Below are 23150 nucleotides of genomic sequence, written 5' to 3' on the forward strand. Positions count from 1 at the left end.
GTTGACGATCAGCGAGCGCCCACGGATGCCGGCGGTCTGACGCGACAGGATCGCGGTCGGCACCTTGGCCAGGCTGACCTGGCGCATCAATTCGCCGAAGCCCGGCATCGGCTTCTCGACGACATCTTCCGTCGCCTCCGGCGTGACGTCGCGCGGCGCCGGGCCTGTGCCGCCGGTCGTGACGATCAGGCAGCAGCCCTCGCGGTCGGCGAGCTCGATCAGCGTCTGCGCGATGCCCTTGCGGTCGTCGGGAATGACGCGCGCGACCGGAACCCAGGGCGAGGCGAGCGCCTTGGTCAGGTAGTCGTGGATGGCCGGGCCGCCCTCGTCGGCATAGATGCCGGCCGAAGCGCGGTCGGAAACCGTGACGATGCCGATCCTGATCTCGCTGGTCATGCCGTTCCGCGCCGCCGATTGCCGTTGCGCGGGTATCGGACGGCCCGGCCTCGCGGTCAATGAGGCTGCCGCGCGCGCCCGACGCTCAAACGGGTTTGGCGCCAGCCCGGCGATCGCGCAGGCGGCGCAGCCACATCCGGGCCAGGGCCGCAGCCTGCGCCGGGCCGAACATCGCGCTGCCGATCGCGACAATGGCGTTCGCCATGGGGCGTCGCTCGCCCCAGACATAGGTCCCGGCATCGACGCCTTCGCCGGCGCCGCTGTCGAAGAAGGCCGGCGGGCCCTCGGTGAAATCGGCCTGCAGCATGGCGATGGCCAGCGTCCGGCCCGGCGAATGCCGGCCTTGTGTCTCGTCATAGGCGATCTTGAGGAACTGGCGGGTGCCGGCGCTGTCGACGAGAAGCCCCATGGCGATGGGCTGGCCGTCGAGCAGGAGCGTGTCGAGCTGCAGCGCGTCCTGCGCCGCGAGGAGCTCTACCAGCTTGTTGAAATAGGCGGCATCCGCCGGCAGGCAGGCGATCGCGGTTCCCGCCGCGCCCTTCCAGCCGGCCGCCTCGAGCGCGAGGAAGGTGCCGAAAGCCTCTTGCGCCGCGGCGCGGCGTTTTCGCTGGAAGGAGACGGCGCCGCTGCGTCCGACCGAACGGAACTGCTGCATGCGCTTCTTGTAGCCGGAGCCGAGCGCGCGCCGGAGATAGCGCTCGGCGTCGTCGTCGGGCTGCGCGACCATCACCGGGCGCTCCCAGGCCTCATAGGTCGTCACCTTGCTGCCCGTCGCCCGGCAGGCCTCCTCCAGCGCCCGGAAACCGGGGCCTTCCATCGGCAGGAGCGGCAGGGCCAGCGTCTTCGGCAGATCGCCGGAGGCGGCGAGGTGGCGCAGCATGGCGCGCGCGATGTCGTCGGCATCGTCGCGGTCGAGCACCGGGGCCGACGAGACCTCGTAGAGCGGGACCAGCGGTGCGCTCAGGACGGATGCGAAGCCGCTGCGCCAATCGCGCCGAAGGCGGAGCGCCCAGACGCCGACCAGGCTGTCCGAGCCGAGGGCCTCGCTGCGCCAGGCGCAGAGAACGATGATCTGTTCCTCGGGCACGAGCAGGCACGCGGCGGAGACCGCGTCAGGCGACATCGCCGGGTTGGGCTCGACGGCGCGCCTGGCCAACTCCGCGAAGGCCGTGCCGAGCTCGGCATAGTCGGTGACGCCCGCACGCCGGATGACGATATCCGCGTTCATAGGGCGTCCATGCGGTGCCGGCCGCCTGGCTCGGGGGCCTCGCGACTCACGATCGCCGGCCGTCCCGCTTGCGAGGCCGCATCTCGCCCCGCAGCGAGAGCACGAAGGCGATGACCTGCGCTGCCGCGCGATAGAGCTCCTCGGGAATCTGGTCGTCGAGCTCGACGGTCGAGAGAGCCTGCGCCAGCATGGCGTTCTGCTCGATATCGACATCGTGCTCGCGCGCCGTCTCGATGATGCGCTGGGCCAGCTCGCCGCGACCCTTCGCGGTGACGCGCGGGGCGCCGTGGCCGTCATATTCGAGCGCGACCGCGAGCGGGTTCGGCGGGAGAGGGGTCATGACAGGCGATCCAGGAATTGCCCGGACACGGCATGGCGCGCCTGCGGGTGGCCGGTATGGATATCGACCGTGCCGTCCTCGAACTGCGCGTTGGCGAGCGCGGCCTGGAGATCGGGGGCCGCTCCTTGCAGGAACTGGCTGGTATCCTCGCGCTCGGCCCAGAGCGAGACGCTGACGGCGCGTCCCTGCAGGGTGACGACGCCCTGGAGGGGCCCCATCGGCTCGGCGTCGAGGGCGAAGCGCATGCGCCAGATCGGCGCGGTCGCGCCCGACGCGTTCCGGCGCGGCGGCTCCTTCTCGATATGGAGCGGCAGGATCGCCGTGCCGGCCTGGAAGGTGAGTGGGATCTCGGTCACCCAGCGCAGGCTCTGCGCGGCTTCGGGGCGCGCGCTTTCCGGCGGCAGCGAGGCGAACTGCGCCAGCTTGATCCGGTCGAGCGCCGCTTCGGTCTGGTCGAGCAGGGTTCGGGCGATGACGACCGGCTTCTCGGCGGCAGTCAGGCTCGGCTCGGCGATCTGCTGCGAGACGAGCGTGCCGTCGCGCCGCGGCGGCGCCGGACGCGTGGGGGGCTGTTCTCCTTCGGTCCTCGGCGCGGCGTCGGCGGGCTTCGCATCGGGAGGCGGCGCATCGATTGCGATCAGCGGCCGCAGCATTTCGCGCAGCGCGCGCAGGCCGGCTTTGAGATCGTCCGGCGGCATGGCCGCGGGGGAGCGGGGCGCGTCAGTGCCTCGTCCAGGCGTGTCCGAACGCGGCGCCTCGGCCTCGCGGGCTTCGAGGAAAAGCCCGGAACGGGCGACGGCCTGCTTCAGGGTCGGGGCCGTCACCGCCCGGCGCTCGACAGGCATGGCCTGGGCGAGGATCTGGTCGATCAGCCCGAGCAGGGGCTTGGGAAGCACCAGCGAGACCGAGCCGTTCGCGAGCACGCGCAGATTGGCGAAGAGCGGCGCCAGGCTGTCCTGCCGGGCCAGCGCGGCGCCCAGCAACGGGCCAGCCAGCGCGCGGGGCGAGAGCGTGGCGTCGAGCTGCGGCGCCCTGGCGGGGCCGGCTGGCGCTGCGTCGCGAGCGGGGGGTTGCGCGCCGACCATGGCGGCTTCGGCGCCTTGCGGCCGAGCTGCGGTCAGCGCAGGGAGCGTCGCCATGGCCAGGCTTGTCGCGGCCGTCGCTGCGGGTCCCGGCCGGTCCAGAGGAACGGGCTGGGCGGTTCGCGGCACCGTGTCGGCGCCGGCGGGGCGGACCTCGATCAGGGTCGCGCGCAGGCCCTTGCCGCCATCTTCCGGGGCATCGATCCTGAGCGTCAGCGTGGCGCCGGGCTGCAGGGCCGCCTGCCTCGCTTCCGGACCGGCCAGAACGAGGTCGATCCTGACGCCGTTGACCAGCGCCGTCGCGGCTCCGTTCCCGTCGAGCGAGATCAGGCGCGCCTCGATCGTCTTGCCGATGGCGAGGTCGCCCGTCGGCGCAAGTGCCGCGAGCAAGGTCGCGAAGGTCTGGCTCTGGGCGAGAGCGGCGAGGTTCATCGGGAAACGGCCATTGACGAGTTGTCGCAGCTTCCCATGAAAGCTTAAGGAAACTCTTGAGAATCCTCCGCTTCGGCAGGGCGCGCCTGCGCCCACCGCTCTGGTGCGAGGGCGAGCGATGGGGCAGGTTTGCCGCAACGCAGCAAGGACTACGCTCATGGATTATCGCCGGCTCGGCCGTTCCGGCCTGAAGGTTTCGCCGCTTTGCCTCGGCACGATGATGTTCGGGGGCGCCACCAGCGAGGCGGATTCGCGCGAGATCGTCGCGTCTGCCCGCGCTGCCGGTATCAATTTCATCGACACCGCCGATGCCTATAACGAAGGCCGCTCCGAGGAGGTGACGGGCCGCGCCGTCGCCGCGAACCGGCACGAATGGGTGCTCGCCACCAAGGTCGCAAGCGTGATGGGGCCGGGCCCCTACCAGAGCGGGCTCTCGCGCAAATGGGTGATGCAGGCCTGCGAGGACAGCCTGAGGCGGCTCGGCACCGATTTCATCGACATCTACTACCTCCACAAGGAGGACCATACCGTGCCGCTGGCCGAAACGGTGCGGGCGATGGGCGACCTCGTTCGGCAAGGCAAGATCCGGCATTTCGGCGTCTCGAACTATCGCTCCTGGCGCGTCGCCGAGATCTGCCGGCTCTGCGACGAGCTCGGCATCGACCGGCCGGTGGTCAGCCAACCCTATTACAACGCGATGAACCGCATGCCCGAGGTCGAGCATCTGCCGGCCTGCGGGTTCTACGGGCTCGGCGTCGCCTCCTACTCACCCCTGGCGCGCGGCGTGCTCACCGCGAAATACGAGCCGGGCCAGGCGCCGCCGGAAGGCACCCGCGCCGGGCGCGCCGACCGGCGCATCATGCAGACCGAGTGGCGCGAGGAATCGCTGGTGATCGCGCGCGAGATTCGCGACCACGCCGTGGCCAAGGGCCTGACCCCGATCCAGTTCGCCGTGGCCTGGGTGCTCAACAACGCCTTGGTGACGGCTGCGATCGCCGGCCCGCGCACGCTGGCGCAATGGCAGGCCTATCTGGCGGCGCTGGAGGCCGGTTTCGATGCGCAGGACGAGGCGCTGGTCGATCGGCTCGTGCCGCCCGGCCATCCGTCGACGCCGGGCTATAGCGACCCGGCCTATCCGCTGGAGGGCCGCATTGCGCGTGGCGCCGGGGGTATGGGCGCCTGATGGCGCGAGGCTTGCTCTTTCGGGACGGGATGCGCAAGTGAGCGTCTGACAATTTTGGAGGCGGCGCGCCGCCCGAAGAGCGCCAAGGGGGATGCATGGCAGTCGAAGGCCTGACCGGAGATCTCGTCAAGGTCGTCGCGCTGCTCGGCGCCGGCGTCGTCGCGGTGCCGATCTTCCGCCGTCTCGGCCTCGGCTCGGTGCTCGGCTATTTCAGCGCCGGCATCGTCATCGGCCCGTCGGGCCTGGGGCTGTTCTCGAATCCGGAAGCGGTGCTGCACGTCGCCGAGCTCGGCGTCGTCATGTTCCTGTTCATCATCGGCCTGGAAATGCAGCCGTCGCGGCTGTGGAAGCTCCGGGGAGAGATCTTCGGGCTCGGCGCGGCGCAGGTCTGCCTTTGCGGCGCGCTGCTGACCGGGGTCGGGCTGCTGGCGGGCCTGAGCCTGCCTGCCGCCTTCGTCGCCGGAATGGGCTTCGTGCTGTCCTCGACCGCGGTCGTCATGCAGATGCTGAACGAGCGCGGCGAAACCTCGACGCCGCAGGGGCAGCAGGCGGTCTCGATCCTGCTGCTCGAGGACCTGGCGATCGTGCCCTTGCTGGCGATCGTCGCGGTGCTGGCGCCAGCCAAGGCCGGCACGACCGGCGGCTGGATGCCGCTGCTGATCGGGGCAGCCTGTCTCGTCGGGCTCGTCGTCGCCGGCCGCTGGCTGCTCAACCCGATGTTCCGGCTGCTGGCGGCCTCGCAGGCCCGCGAGGTGATGACGGCTGCGGCGCTGCTCGTCGTGCTCGGCGCGGCCCTGGTGATGCAGCTCGGCGGGCTCTCGATGGCGATGGGCGCCTTCCTCGCCGGCGTGCTGCTCTCGGAATCGAGTTTCAGGCACCAGCTCGAAGCCGATATCGAGCCGTTCCGCGGGATCCTGCTCGGACTGTTCTTCCTGGCGGTCGGCATGTCGCTCGACCTCGGCATGATCGCGCAGCAATGGCAGCTCGTCCTGTTCGCCGTGATCGCCTTCATGGCGGTGAAGGCGACCGGCATCTTCATCGTCGCCAAGCTGTTCAGGTCGAGCACGCGCGACGCGATCACCCGCGTCGCGCTGTTCTCGCAGGGCGGCGAGTTCGCCTTCGTGCTCTACGCGGCTGCAGCGTCGGCCGGGATTTTCGATGCGCAGGTCAATGCCGTCGCCAGCGCGACCGTGATCCTGTCGATGGCGCTGACGCCGCTGCTCGTGATCGCGCTCGACCGCTTCCTGCCGCCGGAGCAGGAATCGCTCGACGGCATCGACGTCGCGGACGGGTTGCAGGGCAGGGCGCTGATCATCGGCTTCGGCCGCTTCGGCCAGGTCGCGAGCCAGGCACTGCTGGCGCGCGGCTTCAGCGTCTCGATCATCGAGGTCGATGTCGAGCTGATCCGCGCGGCGGCGGATTTCGGCTTCAAGGTGCATTACGGCGACGGCACGCGCCGCGAGATCCTGCAAGCCTCGGGCGCCGAGCGGGCCGAGGCGATCCTGATCTGTGTCGAGAGCCGCGTCACGGCCAACCGCATCGTCGGGCTGGCCCAGGCCGAGTTCCCGCATGCGAAACTGTTCGTCCGGGCCTATGACCGTGGCCATGCGATGGACCTGATCCGGGCCAATGTCGACTACCAGATCCGCGAGACCTTCGAATCCGCCATGGTCTTCGGCGCCGCCGTGCTGCGCGGCATGGGCGTGCCCGAGGACGAGGTGGCGGAGATCGCCGAGGATGTGCGCCGTCGCGACGACGAGCGCCTCGACCTGCAGGTGGCGAGCGACATCCATGCCGGCAACGACCTGATCCGCGGCAACGCGCCGGTGCCGGCGCCGCTGACCAAGCCGAAGGCGCCGGGCAAGGTGCATGGCAACGTGCCCGACGATCTCAGCGAAGAGCGGGTTCCGTAAGCGGCCGCACCAAGCCGTCCCAGGCCGCCATGGCGCCCTGGGCGATCGCTTCGAGCTGGGCGCGCGAGGCGCCGTCGCGCGCCTGGATCGACATGCCCTGCTGGACCGTGACGTAATAGCTGGCGATCGCCTCGGCATCGATGCCGGGCGGGATCTCGCCGGCCTCGACCGCCCGGCGCAGCCTGCCGGCGATGGTCTTGACGCTGCCGGCGCGCATCCTGCGCAGCTTGTCCGTGGTCTCCTCGCCGACGCCGATCGCGTTCACCGCCGAGAGCACGATCATGCAGCCGGGCGGCCGCCCGGGGCGCGTGAACACCGCGGCGCTCGCCATCAGGAAGCCGGCGATGGCGTCCCTTGCCGTCGATGCCCGATCGAACGGGCCGATGATCTCGCCGCTTTCGCTGGCCTCAAAGAAATCGGCCGCTTCGCAATAGAGCTTCTCCTTGCTGCCGAAGGCGGCATAGAGGCTCGGCGCGCCGATGCCCATCGCCTCGGTCAGATCGCCGAGCGAGGTCGCGTGATAGCCCTTGGCCCAGAACAGCATCATGGCGTTCCGCAGGGCCTGGGTGCGGTCGAAAGAGCGCGGGCGGCCGCGATCGCTCATCGTCTCCTCCATTCTATAACGATCGATAAATAAATCGCTTGACGGGCGCCGGCAAGCGATTTAGCCATTTCTGTATCGATCATTATAGAAATGGAGTTCCCAATGTCCCGCCTCACTGGCAAGAAGGCCCTCGTCACCGGCGGCAGCCGTGGCATCGGCGCGGCGATCGCTTTGCGACTGGCGCAGGAGGGCGCCGACGTGGCGCTGACCTATGAGCGCTCGGCCGACAAGGCCGCGGAGGTCGTGCGCGCGATCGAGGCGCTCGGCCGCAAGGCCGTCGCGTTCGCGGCCGACAGCGCCGACCCGGCCGCGATCAAGGGCGCGGTCGACAAAACGGCGGCCACGCTCGGCGGCCTTGACATCCTGGTCAACAATGCCGGCATCTTCCGCGGAGCCGGGCCGGTCGAAGGCTGGCAGCTCGCCGATATCGATGCGACGCTCGCCGTGAACGTGCGGGCCGTCGTGCTCGCCTCGCAGGCCGCGGCCGCGCATCTCAGCGAAGGCGGGCGGATCGTCTCGATCGGCTCCTGCCTCGCCGAGCGCGTCACCGAGCCGGACATCACGCTCTATGCGATGAGCAAGGCGGCGCTGATCGGCTTTACCAAGGGGCTGGCGCGTGATCTCGGGCCGCGCGGCGTCACCGTCAATATCGTGCATCCCGGCTCGACCGACACTGACATGAACCCGGCCTCGGGTCCGCAGGCCGATGCGCAGCGCGCCCGGATGGCGATCCCGCGCTACGGCAAGCCGGAGGATATCGCCAGCATGGTCGCCTATCTCGCCAGCGAGGAGGCGCGCTTCGTCACCGGCGCGGGCTTCGCGGTGGATGGCGGGGTCAATAGCTGACGGCCGTTGGCCTCAGTTCACCACGCAGAAGCCGCCGACGACGACATCGCTGCGGCACCAGATCTTGGGCTCGGTGACGCTGTTCACGCGCAGCAGGACCGGTGCAGCGCTGGCGGTGGGGAAGGGCGGGCGCGTCGGCTGCCCGGCCTTGGCCTCATCCGGCCTCGACGAGCGGCCGACCCGCGGCACGACGACGGTCGAGCTTCCGCTTCCTCCGGTCGGGCTCGCGCCGGCGTCCGTGTGCGAGCGGCTGCCGGAACGGAATTTTCGGGCCTCGGCGCTGGCCGGCAGCAAGGTCGTCGCCAGAATGGCAATCGCGAGAAAGCGGATCATGCTGTCCTCCTGTCGAGGACAGCACCCTGCCGCAACGGAAGAAAACCGCAAGCGGAGCCTTTTATCAGGCTGAGCAAGGCGTTAAGGCCAAGCTGGAAGGCGCTGCCAGTGCTCAGTTCCCCGGCAGGACGATGATGGTCGGCTTCGCCGGCAGTCCGGCCTTGCTCACGACGATCTCGGACGTATCGCGGCGCTCGACCGGCCAGAGGTCCTGCGAACGTGCGAGGAAGCGGCTGAGGCTCGAGCCGCCGAAGAAATGCATCGGGATCATCACCTTGGCCTGCAGCGATTTCAGCACCTCCAGCATGCCCTCCTGATCGAGCGTGTAGCTGCCATCGACCGGGAAGAGCACCACGTCGACGCGGCCGAGCGCGCGCAGATGACCGGGCTCGAGCGGGTGATGCAAATGGCCGAGATGGGCGATGCAGAGATCGCCGATCTCGAAGACGAACATCGAGTTGCCGTCGAAATCGGTCGAGCCGGAATAGGAGCGGATATTGGTCGGCACGTTGCGCACGCGCATGTCGCCGAGCGTGACGTCGTGCTTCGCCGGGCCCTGGCCGGTCGGATCCCAACCCGGCAGGACCTGCTTGATCGCAGGGTCGGGATTGCGCGAGTTATGCGTCGAATGCGCCTTGTTCATCGTGGCGATGTCGGGCGTCCCGGGCGGGCGGACATAGTCGTTGTAGTCGGTCGCGGCCTTCACGCCTCCCGGCGTCTCGATCAGGAAGGTGGCGTGGCCGATAAAGGTCAGGCGGATCTCGTCCTTGGCCAGCGCGGCACGTTGGATCGGCAGCCGCAAGCTCGCCATCTCGGGGCGGCAGCCCGGCTCGTCGGACTGGGCCAGGGCGGGATTGGGCTGGGCGAAGCCGAATGCCGCAAGCGCCAGTCCGATACCGATCAGAATCCTCGACAAGCCCATGAAGCGCTCCAGCTTGTTCAGCTTGGCAAGCCTAGGCAAAAGCCGCGCCGGGGGAAGTCTCGGAGCTCGATCTGGCGGTTTCGTGAACGGCGAAGGCGTCAGGCGCCCTTTGACCCCTTCCGCGACCGCGCCGAGGCGTTCAGGGCCACGGCGGCGCGAATGAGCGCCTGAAACGCCGCTTCATCGATCTCGTCACCCTCATGGAGATCAATGGCGCGCCTGGTATTGCCGTCGAGGCTCGAGTTGAAGAGGCCTGACGGGTCTTCCAGCGAAGCGCCCTTGGCGAAGGTCAGCTTCACGGCAGCCTTGTAGGTCTCGCCGGTGCAGATGATCCCGGCATGCTCCCAGATCGGAACCCCGCGCCACTTCCATGCCTCGACCACGTCAGGGTCGGCCTGCCTGATGAGGGCTCGAACGCGGGCGAGCGTCGCGCCTCGCCAGTCACTCAGCTCCCGGATTCTCCCATCGATCAGCTCAGAGGGGCTGTCGCCGCCTTCGGCTTCCTTCGCGCCGCTCTTCTTCATGGTTGAACCAGCTCCTTCCGGCTTTGCGCATGTTCGGCGCTTGGCGCTTCGCGGCCGCATCGAGGCATCGCGGACGAAACTTCCTTCCCTTCGACACGTTCAGTAGCAGGGATTATCCGAAATGGAGCGTCAAGTTGGCGGCGCGCGTGTTGAACCTGATCGGCGCCGCCACCAGTGCGGGTGCCTATGCGCCGGGGCAGGAACAGGCGCCGGCGGCTTTTCGGCGACATGGGCTGGCGGAGGCGCTTGCGAGCCGAGGCAGAGCCGTCAGGGATCATGGCGATGTCGCCTCGTTCCGCTGGCGACCGGATGCCTCGAGGCCGCAGGCCATGAATCTGGACGCCGTACGCCAGGCCTGTGAGCAGGTCGCAGGCCGGGTGACGACGGCGATCGCAGCGCAGGAAGACGTGCTCGTCCTGGGCGGGGATTGCACCGTGGAACTGGGAACGGTCGCGGGCGCGAAGGCGGCCGGAGCCCAGGTCGGACTCGTCTATATCGACTTCGATGCCGATCTAAACGCGCCTGTCACGAGCGATGGCGCTCTGGACTGGACCGGGGTCGCGCATCTGCTCGATATCCCCGGCTGCGAGCCTTCGCTTGCCGGGCTCGGCCCGACCCGGCCGATGCTCACGCCCGAGCAGCTGCTCTATTTCGGCGTCGAGAACATCACTCCCCCTGAAGCGGCCGTAATCAGGGATCATGCGATCGAGGTGATATCGCGCGCGGACGCTTTGAGCGACATCGAGGCGGCAGCGGCGCGCGCGGCCGAATGGGCGGCGCAGTTCGACTGCGTGCTGGTTCACTTCGATGTCGACGCACTCTCCTACATCGAGTTTCCGATCGCCGAGAATGTGCGCCGTTGCGACGGTCTCACACTGGAGCAAGCCGCCTTCGTGCTGAAGCGGTTGGCCGCCCTGCCGCAATGGCGCGGCTTGACCATCACCGAGGTCAGTCCGGACCACGCGCCGGACGAGGCCGCCGCGTTCGCGCGCCTGAACGAGGTGCTTGCGGACGCTCTCGGCTAGTTCGAGCGGCATCTCACATGCGTTCGCCGGGCAATTGGCTGGCCTGCTTCACCCAATCGGCGAATTGAGCTTCGTCGAGCTGGCCCTCGTAGATGTCGAGATAGCGCACTTCGGGGTGCTTGGACGCGCCGAGCGGGACAGGACGCAGCGACGTGCCGCGGAAGAAGGTCACCTTCACGTATTTCGTGAAGCAATGCAGGCTGAGGAACCAAACGTTGTCCTCGAGGCCATAGAAGGGCGAGTTCCATTTGACGGCCTTGCGCACGCCCGGGACGGTGCGCGCGATGAGCGCGTCGAGGCGGCGCCCGAGATCGCTCTTCCAGCCCGGCATGGCCGCGATATAGGCCTGCACGGGGGCGTCGCCATAGCCCTTCGCGATCTGGGGGTTGCCGCCCGAGAGGAGGATCGGCTTCGCATCCGCTGACTTCGCAACCTCCTTGCGCGGCTTGGCCGCCTTCGCGGCGACCGGTTTGGCGTCGGGCTTCTTTGCGACCGTCGCCGACTTCTTGGACGTCTCCTTGGCCATTGCGTTCGCTCCACGACAGACGGACAAACAATCAAGGACTCAATTGGCCCAGCACCTTGCGGCAAAGAGATACAGCATCGACCCGTCGTTGGGAGCGGTTTTCTCGCGGCAGGTTGCGAGCCTAGGATTCCCTATAGCGGCGGCAATCGCCGTCTCACCGGCTGGCTCTTGACGATGGCCGAGCTGGTCTCGGCCTTGTCGGCGATGCGGTCGAGGATCTGGTCGAGCTGCTCGATCGAACGCAGATAGAGGCGGCCGATGAAGCAGTCATCGCCGGTGACCTTGTCGCATTCGCCGAATTCGGGAATCTCCTCGATCAGCTGTCTGACCGCGTGCAGCTTTCCTGGCAGCGGGCGGATGCGGACGATGGCCTGCAGCTGATAGCCGAGCGCCTGGGGGTCGATATCGACGGTGAAGGCGCGGATCACGCCGCGTTCCTCCAGGCGCCGCAGGCGTTCGGAGACGCTGGGAGAGGACAGCTTCACGCGCAGCGCCAGCTCCTTCAGCGAGATGCGAGCGTCGTCGATCAGGATTTCGACGATGCGGCGGTCAAGGTCGTCAAGCATGATGATAGCTCGTTTGCTGAGTGCGCCTCACATTATGAGGCTCATCATTCGTTTTGTCTCTGAAAATCCATATCAGATGCGTGCCCGCCTCTCTACGCTCTGGCGATAGAATGATGGAGGTCGCAATGAACAGCACGACGCGCGGGACCGCCGAAATGTCGGCCGCCATGGTGATCTCGGGCACGATCGGCTGGTTCGTCGTCCGCTCCGGCCAGCCGGTGCTGGCCGTGGTGTTCTGGCGCTGCGTCTTCGGCGCGGTGACGATGATCGCGGTCTGCGCCGCGATGGGGCTGATCAGGCGGGACGCGATGAGCGGCCGGCAGCTCGCCCTGGCGGCGCTCGGCGGCGTCGCGATCGTGCTGAACTGGCTCCTGCTCTTCGCGGCCTATTCGCATGCCTCGATCTCGGTCGCGACAGTGGTCTACAACACGCAGCCCTTCATGCTGGTCGGCCTCGGCGTGCTGCTCTTCGCGGAGCGGCTGACCCTGTCCAAGCTGTTCTGGCTCGTCATGGCGTTCCTCGGGATGCTCATGATCGTGCAGGGGAAGCCGGGCGGCTCGGGGGCCGGCGGCGATTATCTCGTCGGGATCGCCTTGGCGCTCGGGGCGGCGTTCTTCTATGCGGTCGCCGCGATCGTCGCGAAGGCGCTGAAGGGCGTGCCGCCCCATCTGATCGTGCTCGTGCAGGTCCTGGTGGGGATCGTGATGCTGGCGCCGCTGGCGAATGTCTCCGAGCTGCCGAGCGGGGCAACGAGCTGGGCGCTGCTCGGCACGCTCGGCGTGGTCCATACCGGCCTGGTCTTCATCCTGCTCTATGCGGCGATCCAGCGCCTGCCGACGACGCTGACCGGGGCGCTGTCCTTCATCTATCCGCTCGTGGCGATCATCGTCGATCTCGCCGCCTTCGGCCTGCAGCCGCAGCTTGCGCAGATCGCCGGCGCGGCGGCGATCCTGGTCGCGGCGGCGGGCATGACGCTCGGCTGGTCCCTGCCCGCATGGCTGCGGCGATCCGATGCTCAGGCCGGCCCGAGCGGGACATGAGTCCCGGCAGATCGCCACGCTGAAACGAGCCGCAAAATACCAGTTGTAATTCGCAATCGGATATGAGAATAATCCGATATCGAATTGCAACTGGTATTGGAGGCATGAGATGAGCAAGCTGGTGGTGAGGAATTTCTCGGTCTCGCTCGACGGGTTCGGCGCCGGGCCGGAGCAGAGCCTGCAGCATCCGCTCGGCGTGAAAGGCGAGAGCTTGCATCGCTGGGTCTTCAAGACGCGGACCTTCCGCAAGATGCTCGGCCAGGAGGGCGGTGGCACTGGCATCGACGAGGAGTTCGCGGCGCGCGGCTTCGAGAATATCGGCGCCTGGATCATGGGGCGGAACATGTTCGGCCCGATCCGGGGCGAATGGCCGGACGAGAGCTGGAAGGGCTGGTGGGGCGACAACCCGCCCTATCACGTCCCGGTCTTCGTGCTGACCCATCATGCCCGCCCGCCGCTGGAGATGGAGGGCGGCACGGTCTTCCATTTCGTCACCGAGGGACCGGAGGTGGCGCTGAGGCTGGCGCGGGAGGCGGCACAGGGCAAGGATGTCAGGCTCGGCGGCGGGGTCGCGACGGTCCGGCACTATCTCCGGGCCCGCGCGATCGACGAGATGCATCTCGCCGTCTCGCCTGTGCTTCTGGGCGAGGGCGAGAACCTCTTCACTGGCCTCGACCTGCCGGCGCTCGGCTATGACTGCACGCGCCATGTCGGCACGGAGGCGACGACGCATATGGTGATCGAGCGGGCCGCCTGAACTGGCGGGGCCGTTGCGCCGGCCGGGCTGCGTCGCTACATAGCGGCTGAATTTCCCGAAAGCCTCAGAGAGAGTTCGTGAGTTCCGCCGGCATGGCTCGACGCCGCTGCCGGCGAATTCCCGGACACTCTCTCGGGCCGATCAGCCGCAAGCGGAGTCCGCACGTCCATGTCCCGTCAGTTCATCTACCATATGCGCGGCCTGTCGAAGACCTATCCGGGCGGCAAGCAGGTGTTGAACAACATCCACCTGTCCTTCTATCCGGACGCCAAGATCGGCGTGCTCGGCGTCAACGGCGCCGGCAAGTCGACCCTGCTCAAGATCATGGCGGGCTTCGACAAGGACTGGACCGGCGAGGCCTGGGTCGCCGAAGGCGCGCGCGTCGGCTACCTGCCGCAGGAGCCGAAGCTCAATGAGGAGCTGAACGTCCGCGACAACGTCATGCTCGGCGTTGCGCCGCAGAAGGCGATCCTCGACCGCTATAACGAGCTCGCCATGAACTACTCGGACGAGACAGCGGACGAGATGACCAAGCTCCAGGACGAGATCGAGGCCAAGGGCCTGTGGGATCTCGATTCCAAGGTCGACCAGGCGATGGACGCGCTGCGCTGCCCGCCGGACGACTGGGAGGTCGGCAAGCTCTCGGGCGGCGAGCGCCGCCGCGTCGCGCTCTGCAAGCTGCTGCTCGAGCAGCCGGAGCTGCTGCTCCTCGACGAGCCGACCAACCATCTCGACGCCGAGACCACCGCCTGGCTCGAAGGCCATCTGCGGACCTATCCGGGCGCGATCCTGATCGTCACCCACGATCGCTACTTCCTCGACAACGTCACGAGCTGGATCCTCGAGCTCGATCGCGGCCAGGGCATCCCCTACGAGGGCAACTACTCGGCCTGGTCGGTGCAGAAGCAGAAGCGCCTGGCCCAGGAAGGCCGCGAGGACGTGTCGCGCCAGAAGATGCTGGAGCGCGAGCAGGACTGGATCTCGGCCTCGCCCAAGGCGCGCCAGGCCAAGAGCAAGGCCCGCATCCAGCGCTATGACGAGCTGGTGCAGAAGGCCTCCAACAAGGGTCCGGACACCGCGCAGATCGTCATCCCGATCGCCGAGCGGCTCGGCAACAACGTCGTCGATTTCGAGAATCTCTCCAAGGGCTTCCAGGACAAACTTCTCATCGACGGTTTGAGCTTCAAGCTGCCGCCCGGCGGCATCGTCGGCGTGATCGGCCCCAACGGCGCCGGCAAGACCACGCTGTTCCGGATGATCACCGGGCAGGACAAGCCCGATGCCGGCTCGATCACGATCGGCGAGAGCGTCCAGCTCGGCTATGTCGACCAGAGCCGCGACTCGCTCGACGACAAGAAGAACGTCTGGGAGGAGATCTCAGGCGGCAACGACATCCTCTATCTCGGCAAGCGCGAGGTGAATTCGCGTGCCTATTGCTCGACCTTCAACTTCAAGGGCGGCGACCAGCAGAAGAAGGTCGGCTCGCTCTCGGGCGGCGAGCGCAACCGCGTCCATCTCGCCAAGATGCTGAAGAGCGGCGCCAATGTCCTGCTGCTCGACGAGCCGACCAACGATCTCGACGTCGACACGTTGCGCGCGCTGGAAGAGGCGCTCGAGGACTATGCCGGCTGCGCCGTGATCATCAGCCACGATCGCTGGTTCCTCGACCGCATCGCGACCCATATCCTCTCCTTCGAGGGCGACAGCCATGTCGAATGGTTCGAGGGCAATTTCGCCGATTACGAGGAAGACAAGAAGCGCCGGCTGGGGATCGATTCCACCATTCCCAAGCGCATCCAGTACAAGAAGTTCTCGCGCTAACTATCGAGCGCAGGATTCAAAAAAGGGCCCGCGCTCGACTGAACGCGGGCCCCTTTGCTTGCCCGAAACGGGCGAAGAGTTCAGGCCTTCCCCTTCACCAGGATATTCCCGTCGACCTGCTGGATGTCGCGCAGGCCGCAGAGCGCCATGGTGACGTCGAGCTCCTTGCGGATGATGTCGAGGCAGCGGGTGACGCCGTCCTCGCCCATCGCGCCGAGCCCATAGAGGAAGGCGCGGCCGATCAGGACGCCGCGCGCGCCCAGCGCCACCGCCTTGATCACGTCCTGGCCGGAGCGGATGCCGCCATCCATCAGCACCTCCATGCGCCCGCCGACCTGCTCGACGATGCCGGGCAGGGCCGCGATCGAGGAGACCGCGCCATCGAGCTGGCGGCCGCCATGGTTCGAGACGATCAGCGCGTCCGCGCCGGTCCTGGCCGCAAGCTCGGCATCCTCCGGATCGAGGATGCCCTTCAGGATCAGCTTGCCGCCCCAGCGGTCCTTGATCCGGGCGACGTCGTCCCAGCTCAGCGCGGGATCGAACTGCTCGGCCGTCCAGGAGGAGAGCGAGGAGAGATCGCCGACGCCCTTGGCATGGCCGACGATGTTGCCGAAGCTGCGGCGCCTGGTGCCGAGCATACCGAGGCACCAGCGCGGCTTGGTCGCGAGGTTGATCAGGTTGGCGAGCGTCGGCTTCGGCGGGGCCGAGAGGCCGTTGCGGATGTCCTTGTGGCGCTGGCCGAGGATCTGCAGGTCGAGCGTCAGCATCAGCGCCGAGCATTGCGCCGCCTTGGCGCGGTCGATCAGCCGGTCGATGAAGTCGCGGTCCTTCATCACATAGAGCTGGAACCAGAAGGGGGCGTCGCTGTTCTCGGCGACATCCTCGATCGAGCAGATGCTCATGGTCGAGAGCGTGAAGGGCACGCCGGCCTTGGCGGCGGCGCGGGCGGCGAGGATCTCGCCATCGGCGTGCTGCATGCCGGTCAGCCCGGTCGGGGCGAGTGCGACCGGCATCGAGACGGCCTGTCCCGCCATGGTCGAGGCCAATGTCCGGTTGGTCATGTCGACCGCGACGCGCTGGCGCAGCTTGATCTCAGCGAAATCCGTCTCGTTGGCGCGGTAGGTGCCCTCGGTCCAGGCGCCGGAATCGGCATAGTCGTAGAACATGCGCGGCACGCGGCGCTGGGCCAGGATGCGCAGATCTTCGATGGTCAACGGCTGGGACATGGTCGGCCGGCTCCGCATTTCACATCGCCGGCTCGGTCGCATGGAATGTTTCGTCAGGCAACCGCATCCTGCGAAAGGCGGGCCCCAGGCTCGTGCCGGAACGGCCGCCGCGACCATGCGCCGGTTGAGCCGCGGGATGCGATCCTGTAGGGGGCGGGGCTATCCTACGCCTGCAGTGAGAGACCTGTTCCATGATCTTGCGGCTCTTCGCTGCGCTTTGCCTGACGCTTTTCGCTCATGCCGCCCCGGCCCAGGAAACCGTCGCCCTCAAGACCGTCGCCTGGAAGACCGGGCGCGAGGCGCAGGCCATCGAGCGGCGCATCGAGGCCCTGCTCAAGCAAATGACCCTCGAGGAGAAGGTCGGCCAGCTCCATCTCTCGGGGCGCGGCGAGGGCTTCAACGCGGCGCGCATCCGCGAGGGGCGGATGGGCGGGGTGATGAACTTCGTCGTCCCGCAGGAGGTCGCCGACGTCCAGAAGGCCGTGCGCGAGTCGCGGCTGAAGATTCCGCTGATCATCGGGCTCGACGCGGTCCATGGCTTCTCGACCTATTTTCCCTTGCCGCTCGGCCAGGCCTCGACCTGGAATCCGGAGCTGATCGAGCAGGCCGCCTATTGGACCGGCCGCGAGGCGGGCGCCGCCGGCATCAACTGGACCTTCGCGCCGATGGTCGACGTCTCGCGCGATCCGCGCTGGGGCCGGGTGCTCGAGGGCGCGGGCGAGGACGCCTATCTCGGCTCGGTCGTGGCGACGGCGCGCACCCGCGGCTACCAGCGCGGCGGCGTGGCGACGACGGTGAAGCATTTCGTCGGCTATGGCGCGGGCGAGGCCGGGCGCGACTACAACTCGACCTGGATTCCGACGAGCCAGCTCTTCGACCTCTACCTGCCGCCGTTCAAGGCCTCGTTCGACGCCGGCTCGATGACGGCGATGGCGGCGTTCAACGCGCTGAACGGCGTGCCGACGACGGCGCATCGCGACTTGCTGACCGGGCTCCTGCGCCAGACATGGGGCTTCAAGGGCTTCGTCGTCTCTGATTTCGGCTCTATCACCGAGCTTCGCCTGCACGGCATCGCCAAGGATGACGCGGAAGCGGCGCGGAAAGCCCTGCTCGCCGGCATCGACATGGACATGATGGGGGATGTCTACGACAAGCACCTCGCCGGCGAGGTCAAGGCCGGGCGGGTGCCGATGAAGGCGCTCGACGAGGCGGTGCGCCGGGTGCTGCGCGTCAAGTTCCATCTCGGCCTGTTCGAGCGGCCCGATGTCGACCCCGCCGCGGCGCCGGCGCTGATGCAGACGCAGGAGGCGCGCGAGGTGGCGCGCCGGGCGGCGCGCGAGGGCACGATCCTGCTCAAGAACGCCAACGAGACCTTGCCGATCGCACCGTCGGTCAAGAGGCTCGTGGTGATCGGCGCGATGGCGGTGCCGGAGGCCGAGCGCGTCTGGACCGACCCGGCCGGGCTCGGCCGGCGGGCGATCCAGTCGCTGCCCGACGCCCTGAAGGAGCGCATCGGAGCCGGTGTCGAGCTGGTCTACGAGCCGGCCTTCACCAAGAATTGCGGCACGGAATTCGCCGACAAGGACGCGGCCGTCCGGGCCGCGGCGGCGAGCGACCTCGTCATCGCCATGCTCGGCGAGGATTGCGAGTTCATGGGCGAGGCGGCTTCGCGCACCAAGCTCGGTCTGCCCGGCGTGCAGCAGGAACTGCTCGAGGCGCTGGTCGCCACTGGCAAGCCGGTCGTGCTGGTGCTGGCGACCGGCCGCCCGCTGGTGCTGACCTGGGCGGACGAGCATGTCGCGGCGATCGTGCAGACCTTCCATGGCGGCACGGAAGGGCGCGCGGCGCTGGCCGAGATCCTGACCGGGGAGGCCAATCCGTCGGGCCGCACGCCGATGAGCTTTCCGCGCTCGGTCGGGCAGATCCCGGTCTATTACGACCATCTCCCGACCGGCCGGCCGCAGAAGATCCGCCAGCGCTACGAATCCATCTACATGGACGAGAAGAACGAGCCGCTCTACCCGTTCGGCTTCGGCCTGTCCTATAGCCGCTTCGCCTACGCCAATCCGCGCGTCGACCGGGCGCGCGTCGCGACGAACGGGATCGCCGAGGTCACGGTCGACGTCACCAATACCGGCGCGCGCGACGGCCAGGAGGTCGTACAGCTTTATATCCGCCAGCCTGTCGCAACCCGCTCGCGGCCGGTGCGCGAGCTGAAGGGCTTCAGCAAGATCGCGCTCAAGGCGGGCGAGACGCGCAGCGTCCGTTTCAGGCTGGAGGCGGCGAAACTCGGCTATCATGACGATGCCGGGCGCTATGTCGTCGAGCCCGGCCGGTTCGAGATCTATCTCGGCGGCTCGTCGCTGGCCGATGCCAAGACGGCGATCGAACTGGTCAAGCCTTAATCGCGCCGGGCGGCAATTGCTTGTGGATTGATCTCGACATCATTGAAGTTTCGGTCAATCCTTCGAGCGCGGGGCCTTTGGACACGCCTGTCCACGGGTTCGGCAAGATGCTCGGGCCTCAGGGGATGCGGCTATGGCGACCGGAACCGTCAAATGGTTCAATACTGAAAAGGGCTTCGGGTTCATTCAGCCTTCGGATGGCGGCAAGGACGTGTTCGTCCATATCACTGCCGTAAAGGAAGCGGGCCTGATGACCCTGACGGAAGGACAGAAGGTCTCGTTCGACCTGAAAACCGAACGTGGCAAGACAGCGGCGGGTTCGCTCCAGCTGCTGTGACCCCTCTGGCCTCGCGTGCCTCGGATCCGGCCGTTGCGAAACCGGTCGTGTGCGGAGCGCTGCCGCCCGATATCCCGATGCCGTGCAATCTGATCGGCGCGTGCTTTAGCGGGCAAAGCGTTTTGCGCCGGCCACGCAGAGCGCGACGCCCATCGTCGCCGCGACCATCGCCCAGCTCACCGTCTCGTGCAGGATCGTCGCGGCCAGCATCAGCCCGAAGAAGGGCTGCAGCAGCTGCAATTGCCCGACGGCGGCGATTCCGCCCTGCACGAGGCCGCGATACCAGAACACGAAGCCGACCAGCATGCTGAAGACCGAGACATAGGCGAGCCCGATCCAGGCCGGGGCGCCGACGCCCGCGAATGTGGCCGGCATGGTCAGCGCGCTCAGCGCCGCCATGACGGGCAGCGAGAGCACCAGTGCCCAGGAGATCACCTGCCAGCCGCCGAGCCGGCGCGACAACGCTGCGCCTTCGGCATAGCCGAGGCCGCAAATGATGATGGCGGCCAGCATCAGCAGATCGCCGGCTGGTGCGGCCGTGAAGCCCTGGCCCATGGCGAAGCCGGCGACCAGCGCGCTGCCGAGGCAGGAGAACAGCCAGAAGGCGGGGCGCGGCCGCTCGCCGCCGCGCAGGACGCCGAAGACCGCCGTCGCCAGCGGCAAGAGCCCGATGAAGACGATCGAGTGGGCAGAATTGACATGCTGCAGCGCCAGCGCCGTCAGCAGCGGAAAGCCGACCACCACGCTGAGCGCGACGACGGCGAGCGGGACGAGGTCGCCGCGCTTCGGCCGGGCTTCCCGAAACGCCAACAGGAGGCCGAGCCCGAGCAGCCCTGCGATCGCGGCGCGGGCGGCGGTCAGGAATATCGGATCGAGATCGGCGACCGCCACGCGGGTGGCAGGCAGCGAGCCGCTGAAGATCAGCACGCCGAGAAAGCCGTTCATCCAACCGTTCACGCTGCAATCTCCGCGATGCCTCGAACCGGGTGCCTGCTTTGGGCGCTCCGCGCGCGTTTTCCAGAGACGCTTCAGCACAGTTGGGCTAAACTGTCATGCTCGGGCGAGCAGTACAGGCGATGCTCACATGACGATCCTGGAGCAGGACGACACGCTTGTGGGGCGGGTGATGCAGGCCGTCCGGCAACGGCTGGCGGGTCGCGCGCTGACGCCCGGCGCCAAGCTGCCCTCGATCAGGGGGCTCGCCCAGACCATGGGCGTCTCGAAATCGACGGTCGTCGAAGCCTATGACCGGCTCGCCGCCGAGGGCGTGATCCGCTCCCGCCGCGGGGCGGGCTTCTATGTCGCGGGGCGCCTGCCTCCCTTGTCGCTGGCGGAGATCGGGCCGCGCCTCGACCGCGCCATCGATCCGTTCTGGGTGTCGCGGCAATCGCTCGATGCGGGGGAGGATTTTCTGAAGCCCGGTTGCGGCTGGCTTCCGCCGGCCTGGTTCCCGGAGGAGAGCCTGCGCCGTAACCTGCGTTCGCTGGCGCGCGCCGATACCGCGACGCTCACCGATTACGGCACGCCGCTCGGCCTGCTGCCGCTGCGCCAGATCCTGGCCCGCCGCGTCGCCGAGCATGGCATCGAGGTCGCGCCCGACCAGATCATGCTGACCGAGTCGGGCACCCAGGCGATCGACCTGCTCTGCCGCTTCCTGATCGAGCCCGGCGACACGGTGCTCGTCGACGACCCCTGCTATTTCAACTTCCAGGCCTTGCTGCGAGCCCATCGCGCAAAGCTCGTCAGCGTTCCCTACACGGCCTCGGGTCCGGATCTCGCGCTGTTCGAGCAGGCGCTGGCCGAGCACAGGCCGCGCCTCTACGTGACCAATTCGTCCGTGCACAATCCAACCGGGGCGACGCTGTCGCCCGTCGTGGCCCATCGGCTCCTCAAGCTCGCGGACGCGGCCGGGCTGGTCATCATCGAGGACGACATCTTCGCCGATTTCGAGCGTGAGCCCGCAGCGCGGCTCGCCGCCTTCGACGGGCTCAGCCGGGTCGTCCATATCGGCAGCTTCTCCAAGACGCTCTCGGCCTCGGTGCGCTGCGGCTATGTCGCGGCGCGGCGCGACTGGATCGAGGGGCTGACCGATCTCAAGATCGCAACCACCTTCGGCGGCGGCCGGCTCTCGGCGGAGTTCGTGCTGGGCATCCTGAAGGACGGCACCTATCGCAAGCATATGGACGGACTGCGCGAGCGGCTGGGGCGCGCCATGGGCGAGGCCACGGTCCGTCTCAAGGCCCTGGGGATCGAACCATGGCTGGAGCCGCGCGCCGGCATGTTCCTCTGGTGCCGGCTGCCGGACGGGCTCGACGCGGCCGAGATCGCGCAGCGCGTGCTCTTGGAGAACATCGTGCTGGCGCCCGGCAACGCCTTCAGCCTGTCGCAATCGGCCGGTGGCTTCCTGCGCTTCAACGTCGCGCAATCCTCCGATCCGCGGCTGATTCGGGCGCTGGAGGCGGCGATGCGGCGCTAGGCTAGAGCGGGGCCGGCGAAATCCAAAGGCCGGCAATCACACCATTCGGAGCAACCCCAATACGCCAAAAAGCTTGGCCGGTTGAGAAAGAAGATCTGTAATCATAATACGTTGCGTCTGCCATGACGACAGGTGGCTTAAGCTGCGTTAATCCTGTCAGGCTTCCTAGCGCCTTCAGTTGCTGTCCAACCATGGGCGCTTGAGAATCATAGATAGCTTTCAGCTGAGGCAGCATAGGAAACGGTGGCGTCATCCCGTTTTGGAGACTCGTAACAATTGCAGTGAGCATATCGTGAGCATTTGCAACCGGTGCAGGAACCGACCCTGGGGTCGGAATATTGGCCGGTCCACCGGTCCCGGCAGCACTGTTCCAACCCTTGGTGACTGCCGTCAACCGTGCGTCACGCGGAGGATGAGTTGAAGAGCCGGCGGGGTTCATGGTCTTGTAGGGCGACAGGGCCTGATCGAGCGTTCCTCCAATCTTCTGCACGGCGAAGCCGGCAAATTCGTCAGCCTCAAGCTCGGTTGGCGGCTTGCTGCCTCCTGGCTGCAAAGTATGGCCGTTAAGATGATGCCCTACCTCATGCGCCATAATGGACCACGCACCCCACTCAGAGCTCGTCTGCTGGGTGATTTGATTTATGAACGCCTGATTGTAGAGGATGTATCTAATTCCGTTCTGGATAACGGCCGCTGCATTCGGAACATTATATGCAATGATCTCAAAATTAGGCTTCAATCCCGCAGATGATGTAATCTTGCTAACCACAGATTGCGCTTCGGCTGTAGAGCCAAATGAATAAACGTTGGTGTCGAATTTATCATCAGGATAGAAATTGCAGGCTCCGTCTAAAATGTGCTTAAATTGATCCTGCGATCTTGCCGTACTAAACTTTGAATCAACAGATAGGCAAGCAATGGCGCCGATTACCGCTCTCCTCGAAATTCGATTGCCTGTGCAAACTCCAGTGCTGTTGCTAAAACAGTCGCACATGCGCCTCCTCCCCCAATTTGATCATTAGATCGCGCAAATGAGGTATCATTGTGCGCAGGTAATTCATAGGATTCAACTTCCCTCTTCATCTTCTTCCGCAACGGCATCGTGTCGAGAATGCGAGGCGCGCGGGATGTTTTTGATGTTGCCTCCGGACGCACGTCGGCGATCGAA

23 protein-coding genes are annotated in these 23150 nt (G+C 67.2%); 10 read left to right on the forward strand and 13 right to left on the reverse strand.

Annotation, left to right across the window (positions count from 1 at the left end):
* The 4 genes from mog to fliK form a co-directional block, all read right to left on the reverse strand.
* On the reverse strand, nt 1-396 hold a 396-nt coding region (mog, locus tag ACTIF2_RS07895), incomplete at its 3' end, for a molybdopterin adenylyltransferase (RefSeq protein ID WP_439496507.1).
* Nucleotides 397-481: 85 nt separating this feature from the next.
* Nucleotides 482-1624 (reverse strand): GNAT family N-acetyltransferase, encoded by a 1143-nt coding sequence (locus ACTIF2_RS07900; RefSeq protein WP_439496508.1) that lies wholly within the window; start codon nt 1622-1624, stop codon nt 482-484.
* Nucleotides 1625-1670: 46 nt separating this feature from the next.
* Complete coding sequence (locus ACTIF2_RS07905; RefSeq protein ID WP_439496509.1) at nt 1671-1964, reverse strand: EscU/YscU/HrcU family type III secretion system export apparatus switch protein; 294 nt, start codon at nt 1962-1964, stop codon at nt 1671-1673.
* Entirely contained in the window at nt 1961-3478 is a 1518-nt protein-coding gene (fliK, locus tag ACTIF2_RS07910; RefSeq protein WP_439496510.1) for a flagellar hook-length control protein FliK, read from the reverse strand. The genes ACTIF2_RS07905 and fliK overlap by 4 nt, the downstream gene beginning before the upstream one ends.
* A 157-nt stretch (nt 3479-3635) precedes the next feature.
* Here fliK and ACTIF2_RS07915 point away from each other — a divergent pair, with 157 nt between their 5' ends.
* Together ACTIF2_RS07915 and ACTIF2_RS07920 are read left to right on the forward strand one after the other, a co-directional pair.
* Complete coding sequence (locus ACTIF2_RS07915) at nt 3636-4661, forward strand: aldo/keto reductase (RefSeq protein ID WP_439496511.1); 1026 nt, start codon at nt 3636-3638, stop codon at nt 4659-4661.
* Nucleotides 4662-4756: 95 nt separating this feature from the next.
* Nucleotides 4757-6574, forward strand: coding sequence for a monovalent cation:proton antiporter-2 (CPA2) family protein (locus tag ACTIF2_RS07920; RefSeq protein ID WP_439496512.1), 1818 nt, complete (start codon nt 4757-4759; stop codon nt 6572-6574).
* On the opposite strand, the gene ACTIF2_RS07925 is transcribed toward ACTIF2_RS07920, so the two are convergent.
* Nucleotides 6552-7178, reverse strand: a complete 627-nt coding sequence (locus ACTIF2_RS07925; RefSeq protein WP_439496513.1) for a TetR/AcrR family transcriptional regulator — start codon at nt 7176-7178, stop codon at nt 6552-6554. The genes ACTIF2_RS07920 and ACTIF2_RS07925 overlap by 23 nt on opposite strands.
* Nucleotides 7179-7280: 102 nt before the next feature.
* On the opposite strand from ACTIF2_RS07925, the gene ACTIF2_RS07930 reads away from it, so the two are divergent.
* The gene (locus ACTIF2_RS07930) at nt 7281-8024 is read left to right on the forward strand and encodes a 3-oxoacyl-ACP reductase family protein (protein ID WP_439496514.1); all 744 of its coding nucleotides are present in this window, start codon (nt 7281-7283) and stop codon (nt 8022-8024) included.
* A 12-nt stretch (nt 8025-8036) separates the two neighbouring features.
* Here ACTIF2_RS07930 and ACTIF2_RS07935 read toward each other — a convergent pair whose 3' ends face one another.
* From ACTIF2_RS07935 to ACTIF2_RS07945, 3 genes are all read right to left on the reverse strand, one after another.
* Nucleotides 8037-8357: a hypothetical protein gene (locus ACTIF2_RS07935; RefSeq protein WP_439496515.1), complete on the reverse strand. Its 321-nt coding sequence runs from the start codon at nt 8355-8357 to the stop codon at nt 8037-8039.
* 112 nt (nt 8358-8469) lie between these two features.
* Entirely contained in the window at nt 8470-9279 is an 810-nt protein-coding gene (locus tag ACTIF2_RS07940; RefSeq protein ID WP_439496516.1) for an MBL fold metallo-hydrolase, read from the reverse strand.
* Between the two features lie 98 nt (nt 9280-9377).
* A complete protein-coding gene (locus ACTIF2_RS07945; RefSeq protein WP_439496517.1) occupies nt 9378-9803 on the reverse strand; it encodes a DUF1801 domain-containing protein in 426 nt (141 codons plus the stop codon).
* A 29-nt stretch (nt 9804-9832) separates the two neighbouring features.
* Here ACTIF2_RS07945 and ACTIF2_RS07950 point away from each other — a divergent pair, with 29 nt between their 5' ends.
* The gene (locus ACTIF2_RS07950) at nt 9833-10828 is read left to right on the forward strand and encodes an arginase family protein (protein WP_439496518.1); all 996 of its coding nucleotides are present in this window, start codon (nt 9833-9835) and stop codon (nt 10826-10828) included.
* A 13-nt stretch (nt 10829-10841) separates the two neighbouring features.
* Here the strand turns inward: ACTIF2_RS07950 and ACTIF2_RS07955 are convergent, their stop codons facing one another.
* A complete protein-coding gene (locus ACTIF2_RS07955) occupies nt 10842-11354 on the reverse strand; it encodes a DUF1801 domain-containing protein (RefSeq protein WP_439496519.1) in 513 nt (170 codons plus the stop codon).
* 131 nt (nt 11355-11485) lie between these two features.
* Entirely contained in the window at nt 11486-11920 is a 435-nt protein-coding gene (locus ACTIF2_RS07960; RefSeq protein ID WP_439496520.1) for an Lrp/AsnC family transcriptional regulator, read from the reverse strand.
* A gap of 125 nt (nt 11921-12045) precedes the next feature.
* Here ACTIF2_RS07960 and ACTIF2_RS07965 point away from each other — a divergent pair, with 125 nt between their 5' ends.
* The 3 genes from ACTIF2_RS07965 to ettA all read left to right on the forward strand — a co-directional run bounded on the left by ACTIF2_RS07965 (nt 12046) and on the right by ettA (nt 15538).
* Nucleotides 12046-12960 (forward strand): DMT family transporter, encoded by a 915-nt coding sequence (locus tag ACTIF2_RS07965; RefSeq protein ID WP_439496521.1) that lies wholly within the window; start codon nt 12046-12048, stop codon nt 12958-12960.
* Between the two features lie 109 nt (nt 12961-13069).
* On the forward strand, nt 13070-13717 hold the full coding sequence (locus ACTIF2_RS07970; RefSeq protein WP_439496522.1) for a dihydrofolate reductase family protein: 648 nt from the start codon (nt 13070-13072) through the stop codon (nt 13715-13717).
* A 168-nt stretch (nt 13718-13885) separates the two neighbouring features.
* A complete protein-coding gene (ettA, locus tag ACTIF2_RS07975) occupies nt 13886-15538 on the forward strand; it encodes an energy-dependent translational throttle protein EttA (protein WP_439496523.1) in 1653 nt (550 codons plus the stop codon).
* Nucleotides 15539-15618: 80 nt separating this feature from the next.
* Here ettA and ACTIF2_RS07980 read toward each other — a convergent pair whose 3' ends face one another.
* The gene (locus tag ACTIF2_RS07980) at nt 15619-16764 is read right to left on the reverse strand and encodes an alpha-hydroxy acid oxidase (protein WP_439496524.1); all 1146 of its coding nucleotides are present in this window, start codon (nt 16762-16764) and stop codon (nt 15619-15621) included.
* A gap of 191 nt (nt 16765-16955) precedes the next feature.
* On the opposite strand from ACTIF2_RS07980, the gene bglX reads away from it, so the two are divergent.
* Together bglX and ACTIF2_RS07990 are read left to right on the forward strand one after the other, a co-directional pair.
* Entirely contained in the window at nt 16956-19169 is a 2214-nt protein-coding gene (gene bglX, locus ACTIF2_RS07985; protein ID WP_439496525.1) for a beta-glucosidase BglX, read from the forward strand.
* A 133-nt stretch (nt 19170-19302) separates the two neighbouring features.
* Nucleotides 19303-19506: a cold-shock protein gene (locus ACTIF2_RS07990; protein WP_043233603.1), complete on the forward strand. Its 204-nt coding sequence runs from the start codon at nt 19303-19305 to the stop codon at nt 19504-19506.
* A 105-nt stretch (nt 19507-19611) separates the two neighbouring features.
* Here the strand turns inward: ACTIF2_RS07990 and ACTIF2_RS07995 are convergent, their stop codons facing one another.
* Nucleotides 19612-20451: a DMT family transporter gene (locus ACTIF2_RS07995; protein ID WP_439496526.1), complete on the reverse strand. Its 840-nt coding sequence runs from the start codon at nt 20449-20451 to the stop codon at nt 19612-19614.
* A gap of 139 nt (nt 20452-20590) precedes the next feature.
* On the opposite strand from ACTIF2_RS07995, the gene ACTIF2_RS08000 reads away from it, so the two are divergent.
* Complete coding sequence (locus ACTIF2_RS08000; RefSeq protein ID WP_439496527.1) at nt 20591-21982, forward strand: aminotransferase-like domain-containing protein; 1392 nt, start codon at nt 20591-20593, stop codon at nt 21980-21982.
* A 1-nt stretch (nt 21983) separates the two neighbouring features.
* Here the strand turns inward: ACTIF2_RS08000 and ACTIF2_RS08005 are convergent, their stop codons facing one another.
* Nucleotides 21984-22976, reverse strand: a complete 993-nt coding sequence (locus ACTIF2_RS08005) for a M48 family metalloprotease (RefSeq protein ID WP_439496528.1) — start codon at nt 22974-22976, stop codon at nt 21984-21986.
* Nucleotides 22977-23150 lie beyond the last annotated feature (174 nt).

Source organism: Allobosea sp., assembly GCF_051860145.1.
Lineage (GTDB): Bacteria > Pseudomonadota > Alphaproteobacteria > Rhizobiales > Beijerinckiaceae > Allobosea.

Excerpts from the sequence above, each read along its gene's own strand:
- ACTIF2_RS07900 (WP_439496508.1), bottom strand. The coding sequence starts at position 1,624 with ATGAACGCGGATATCGTCATCCGGCGTGCGGGCGTCACCGACTATGCC.
- ACTIF2_RS07905 (WP_439496509.1), bottom strand. The coding sequence starts at position 1,964 with ATGACCCCTCTCCCGCCGAACCCGCTCGCGGTCGCGCTCGAATATGAC.
- fliK (WP_439496510.1), bottom strand. The coding sequence starts at position 3,478 with ATGAACCTCGCCGCTCTCGCCCAGAGCCAGACCTTCGCGACCTTGCTC.
- ACTIF2_RS07915 (WP_439496511.1), top strand. The coding sequence starts at position 3,636 with ATGGATTATCGCCGGCTCGGCCGTTCCGGCCTGAAGGTTTCGCCGCTT.
- ACTIF2_RS07920 (WP_439496512.1), top strand. The coding sequence starts at position 4,757 with ATGGCAGTCGAAGGCCTGACCGGAGATCTCGTCAAGGTCGTCGCGCTG.
- ACTIF2_RS07925 (WP_439496513.1), bottom strand. The coding sequence starts at position 7,178 with ATGAGCGATCGCGGCCGCCCGCGCTCTTTCGACCGCACCCAGGCCCTG.
- ACTIF2_RS07930 (WP_439496514.1), top strand. The coding sequence starts at position 7,281 with ATGTCCCGCCTCACTGGCAAGAAGGCCCTCGTCACCGGCGGCAGCCGT.
- ACTIF2_RS07935 (WP_439496515.1), bottom strand. The coding sequence starts at position 8,357 with ATGATCCGCTTTCTCGCGATTGCCATTCTGGCGACGACCTTGCTGCCG.
- ACTIF2_RS07940 (WP_439496516.1), bottom strand. The coding sequence starts at position 9,279 with ATGGGCTTGTCGAGGATTCTGATCGGTATCGGACTGGCGCTTGCGGCA.
- ACTIF2_RS07945 (WP_439496517.1), bottom strand. The coding sequence starts at position 9,803 with ATGAAGAAGAGCGGCGCGAAGGAAGCCGAAGGCGGCGACAGCCCCTCT.
- ACTIF2_RS07950 (WP_439496518.1), top strand. The coding sequence starts at position 9,833 with ATGTTCGGCGCTTGGCGCTTCGCGGCCGCATCGAGGCATCGCGGACGA.
- ACTIF2_RS07955 (WP_439496519.1), bottom strand. The coding sequence starts at position 11,354 with ATGGCCAAGGAGACGTCCAAGAAGTCGGCGACGGTCGCAAAGAAGCCC.
- ACTIF2_RS07960 (WP_439496520.1), bottom strand. The coding sequence starts at position 11,920 with ATGCTTGACGACCTTGACCGCCGCATCGTCGAAATCCTGATCGACGAC.
- ACTIF2_RS07965 (WP_439496521.1), top strand. The coding sequence starts at position 12,046 with ATGAACAGCACGACGCGCGGGACCGCCGAAATGTCGGCCGCCATGGTG.
- ACTIF2_RS07970 (WP_439496522.1), top strand. The coding sequence starts at position 13,070 with ATGAGCAAGCTGGTGGTGAGGAATTTCTCGGTCTCGCTCGACGGGTTC.
- ettA (WP_439496523.1), top strand. The coding sequence starts at position 13,886 with ATGTCCCGTCAGTTCATCTACCATATGCGCGGCCTGTCGAAGACCTAT.
- ACTIF2_RS07980 (WP_439496524.1), bottom strand. The coding sequence starts at position 16,764 with ATGTCCCAGCCGTTGACCATCGAAGATCTGCGCATCCTGGCCCAGCGC.
- bglX (WP_439496525.1), top strand. The coding sequence starts at position 16,956 with ATGATCTTGCGGCTCTTCGCTGCGCTTTGCCTGACGCTTTTCGCTCAT.
- ACTIF2_RS07990 (WP_043233603.1), top strand. The coding sequence starts at position 19,303 with ATGGCGACCGGAACCGTCAAATGGTTCAATACTGAAAAGGGCTTCGGG.
- ACTIF2_RS07995 (WP_439496526.1), bottom strand. The coding sequence starts at position 20,451 with ATGAACGGCTTTCTCGGCGTGCTGATCTTCAGCGGCTCGCTGCCTGCC.
- ACTIF2_RS08000 (WP_439496527.1), top strand. The coding sequence starts at position 20,591 with ATGACGATCCTGGAGCAGGACGACACGCTTGTGGGGCGGGTGATGCAG.
- ACTIF2_RS08005 (WP_439496528.1), bottom strand. The coding sequence starts at position 22,976 with ATGTGCGACTGTTTTAGCAACAGCACTGGAGTTTGCACAGGCAATCGA.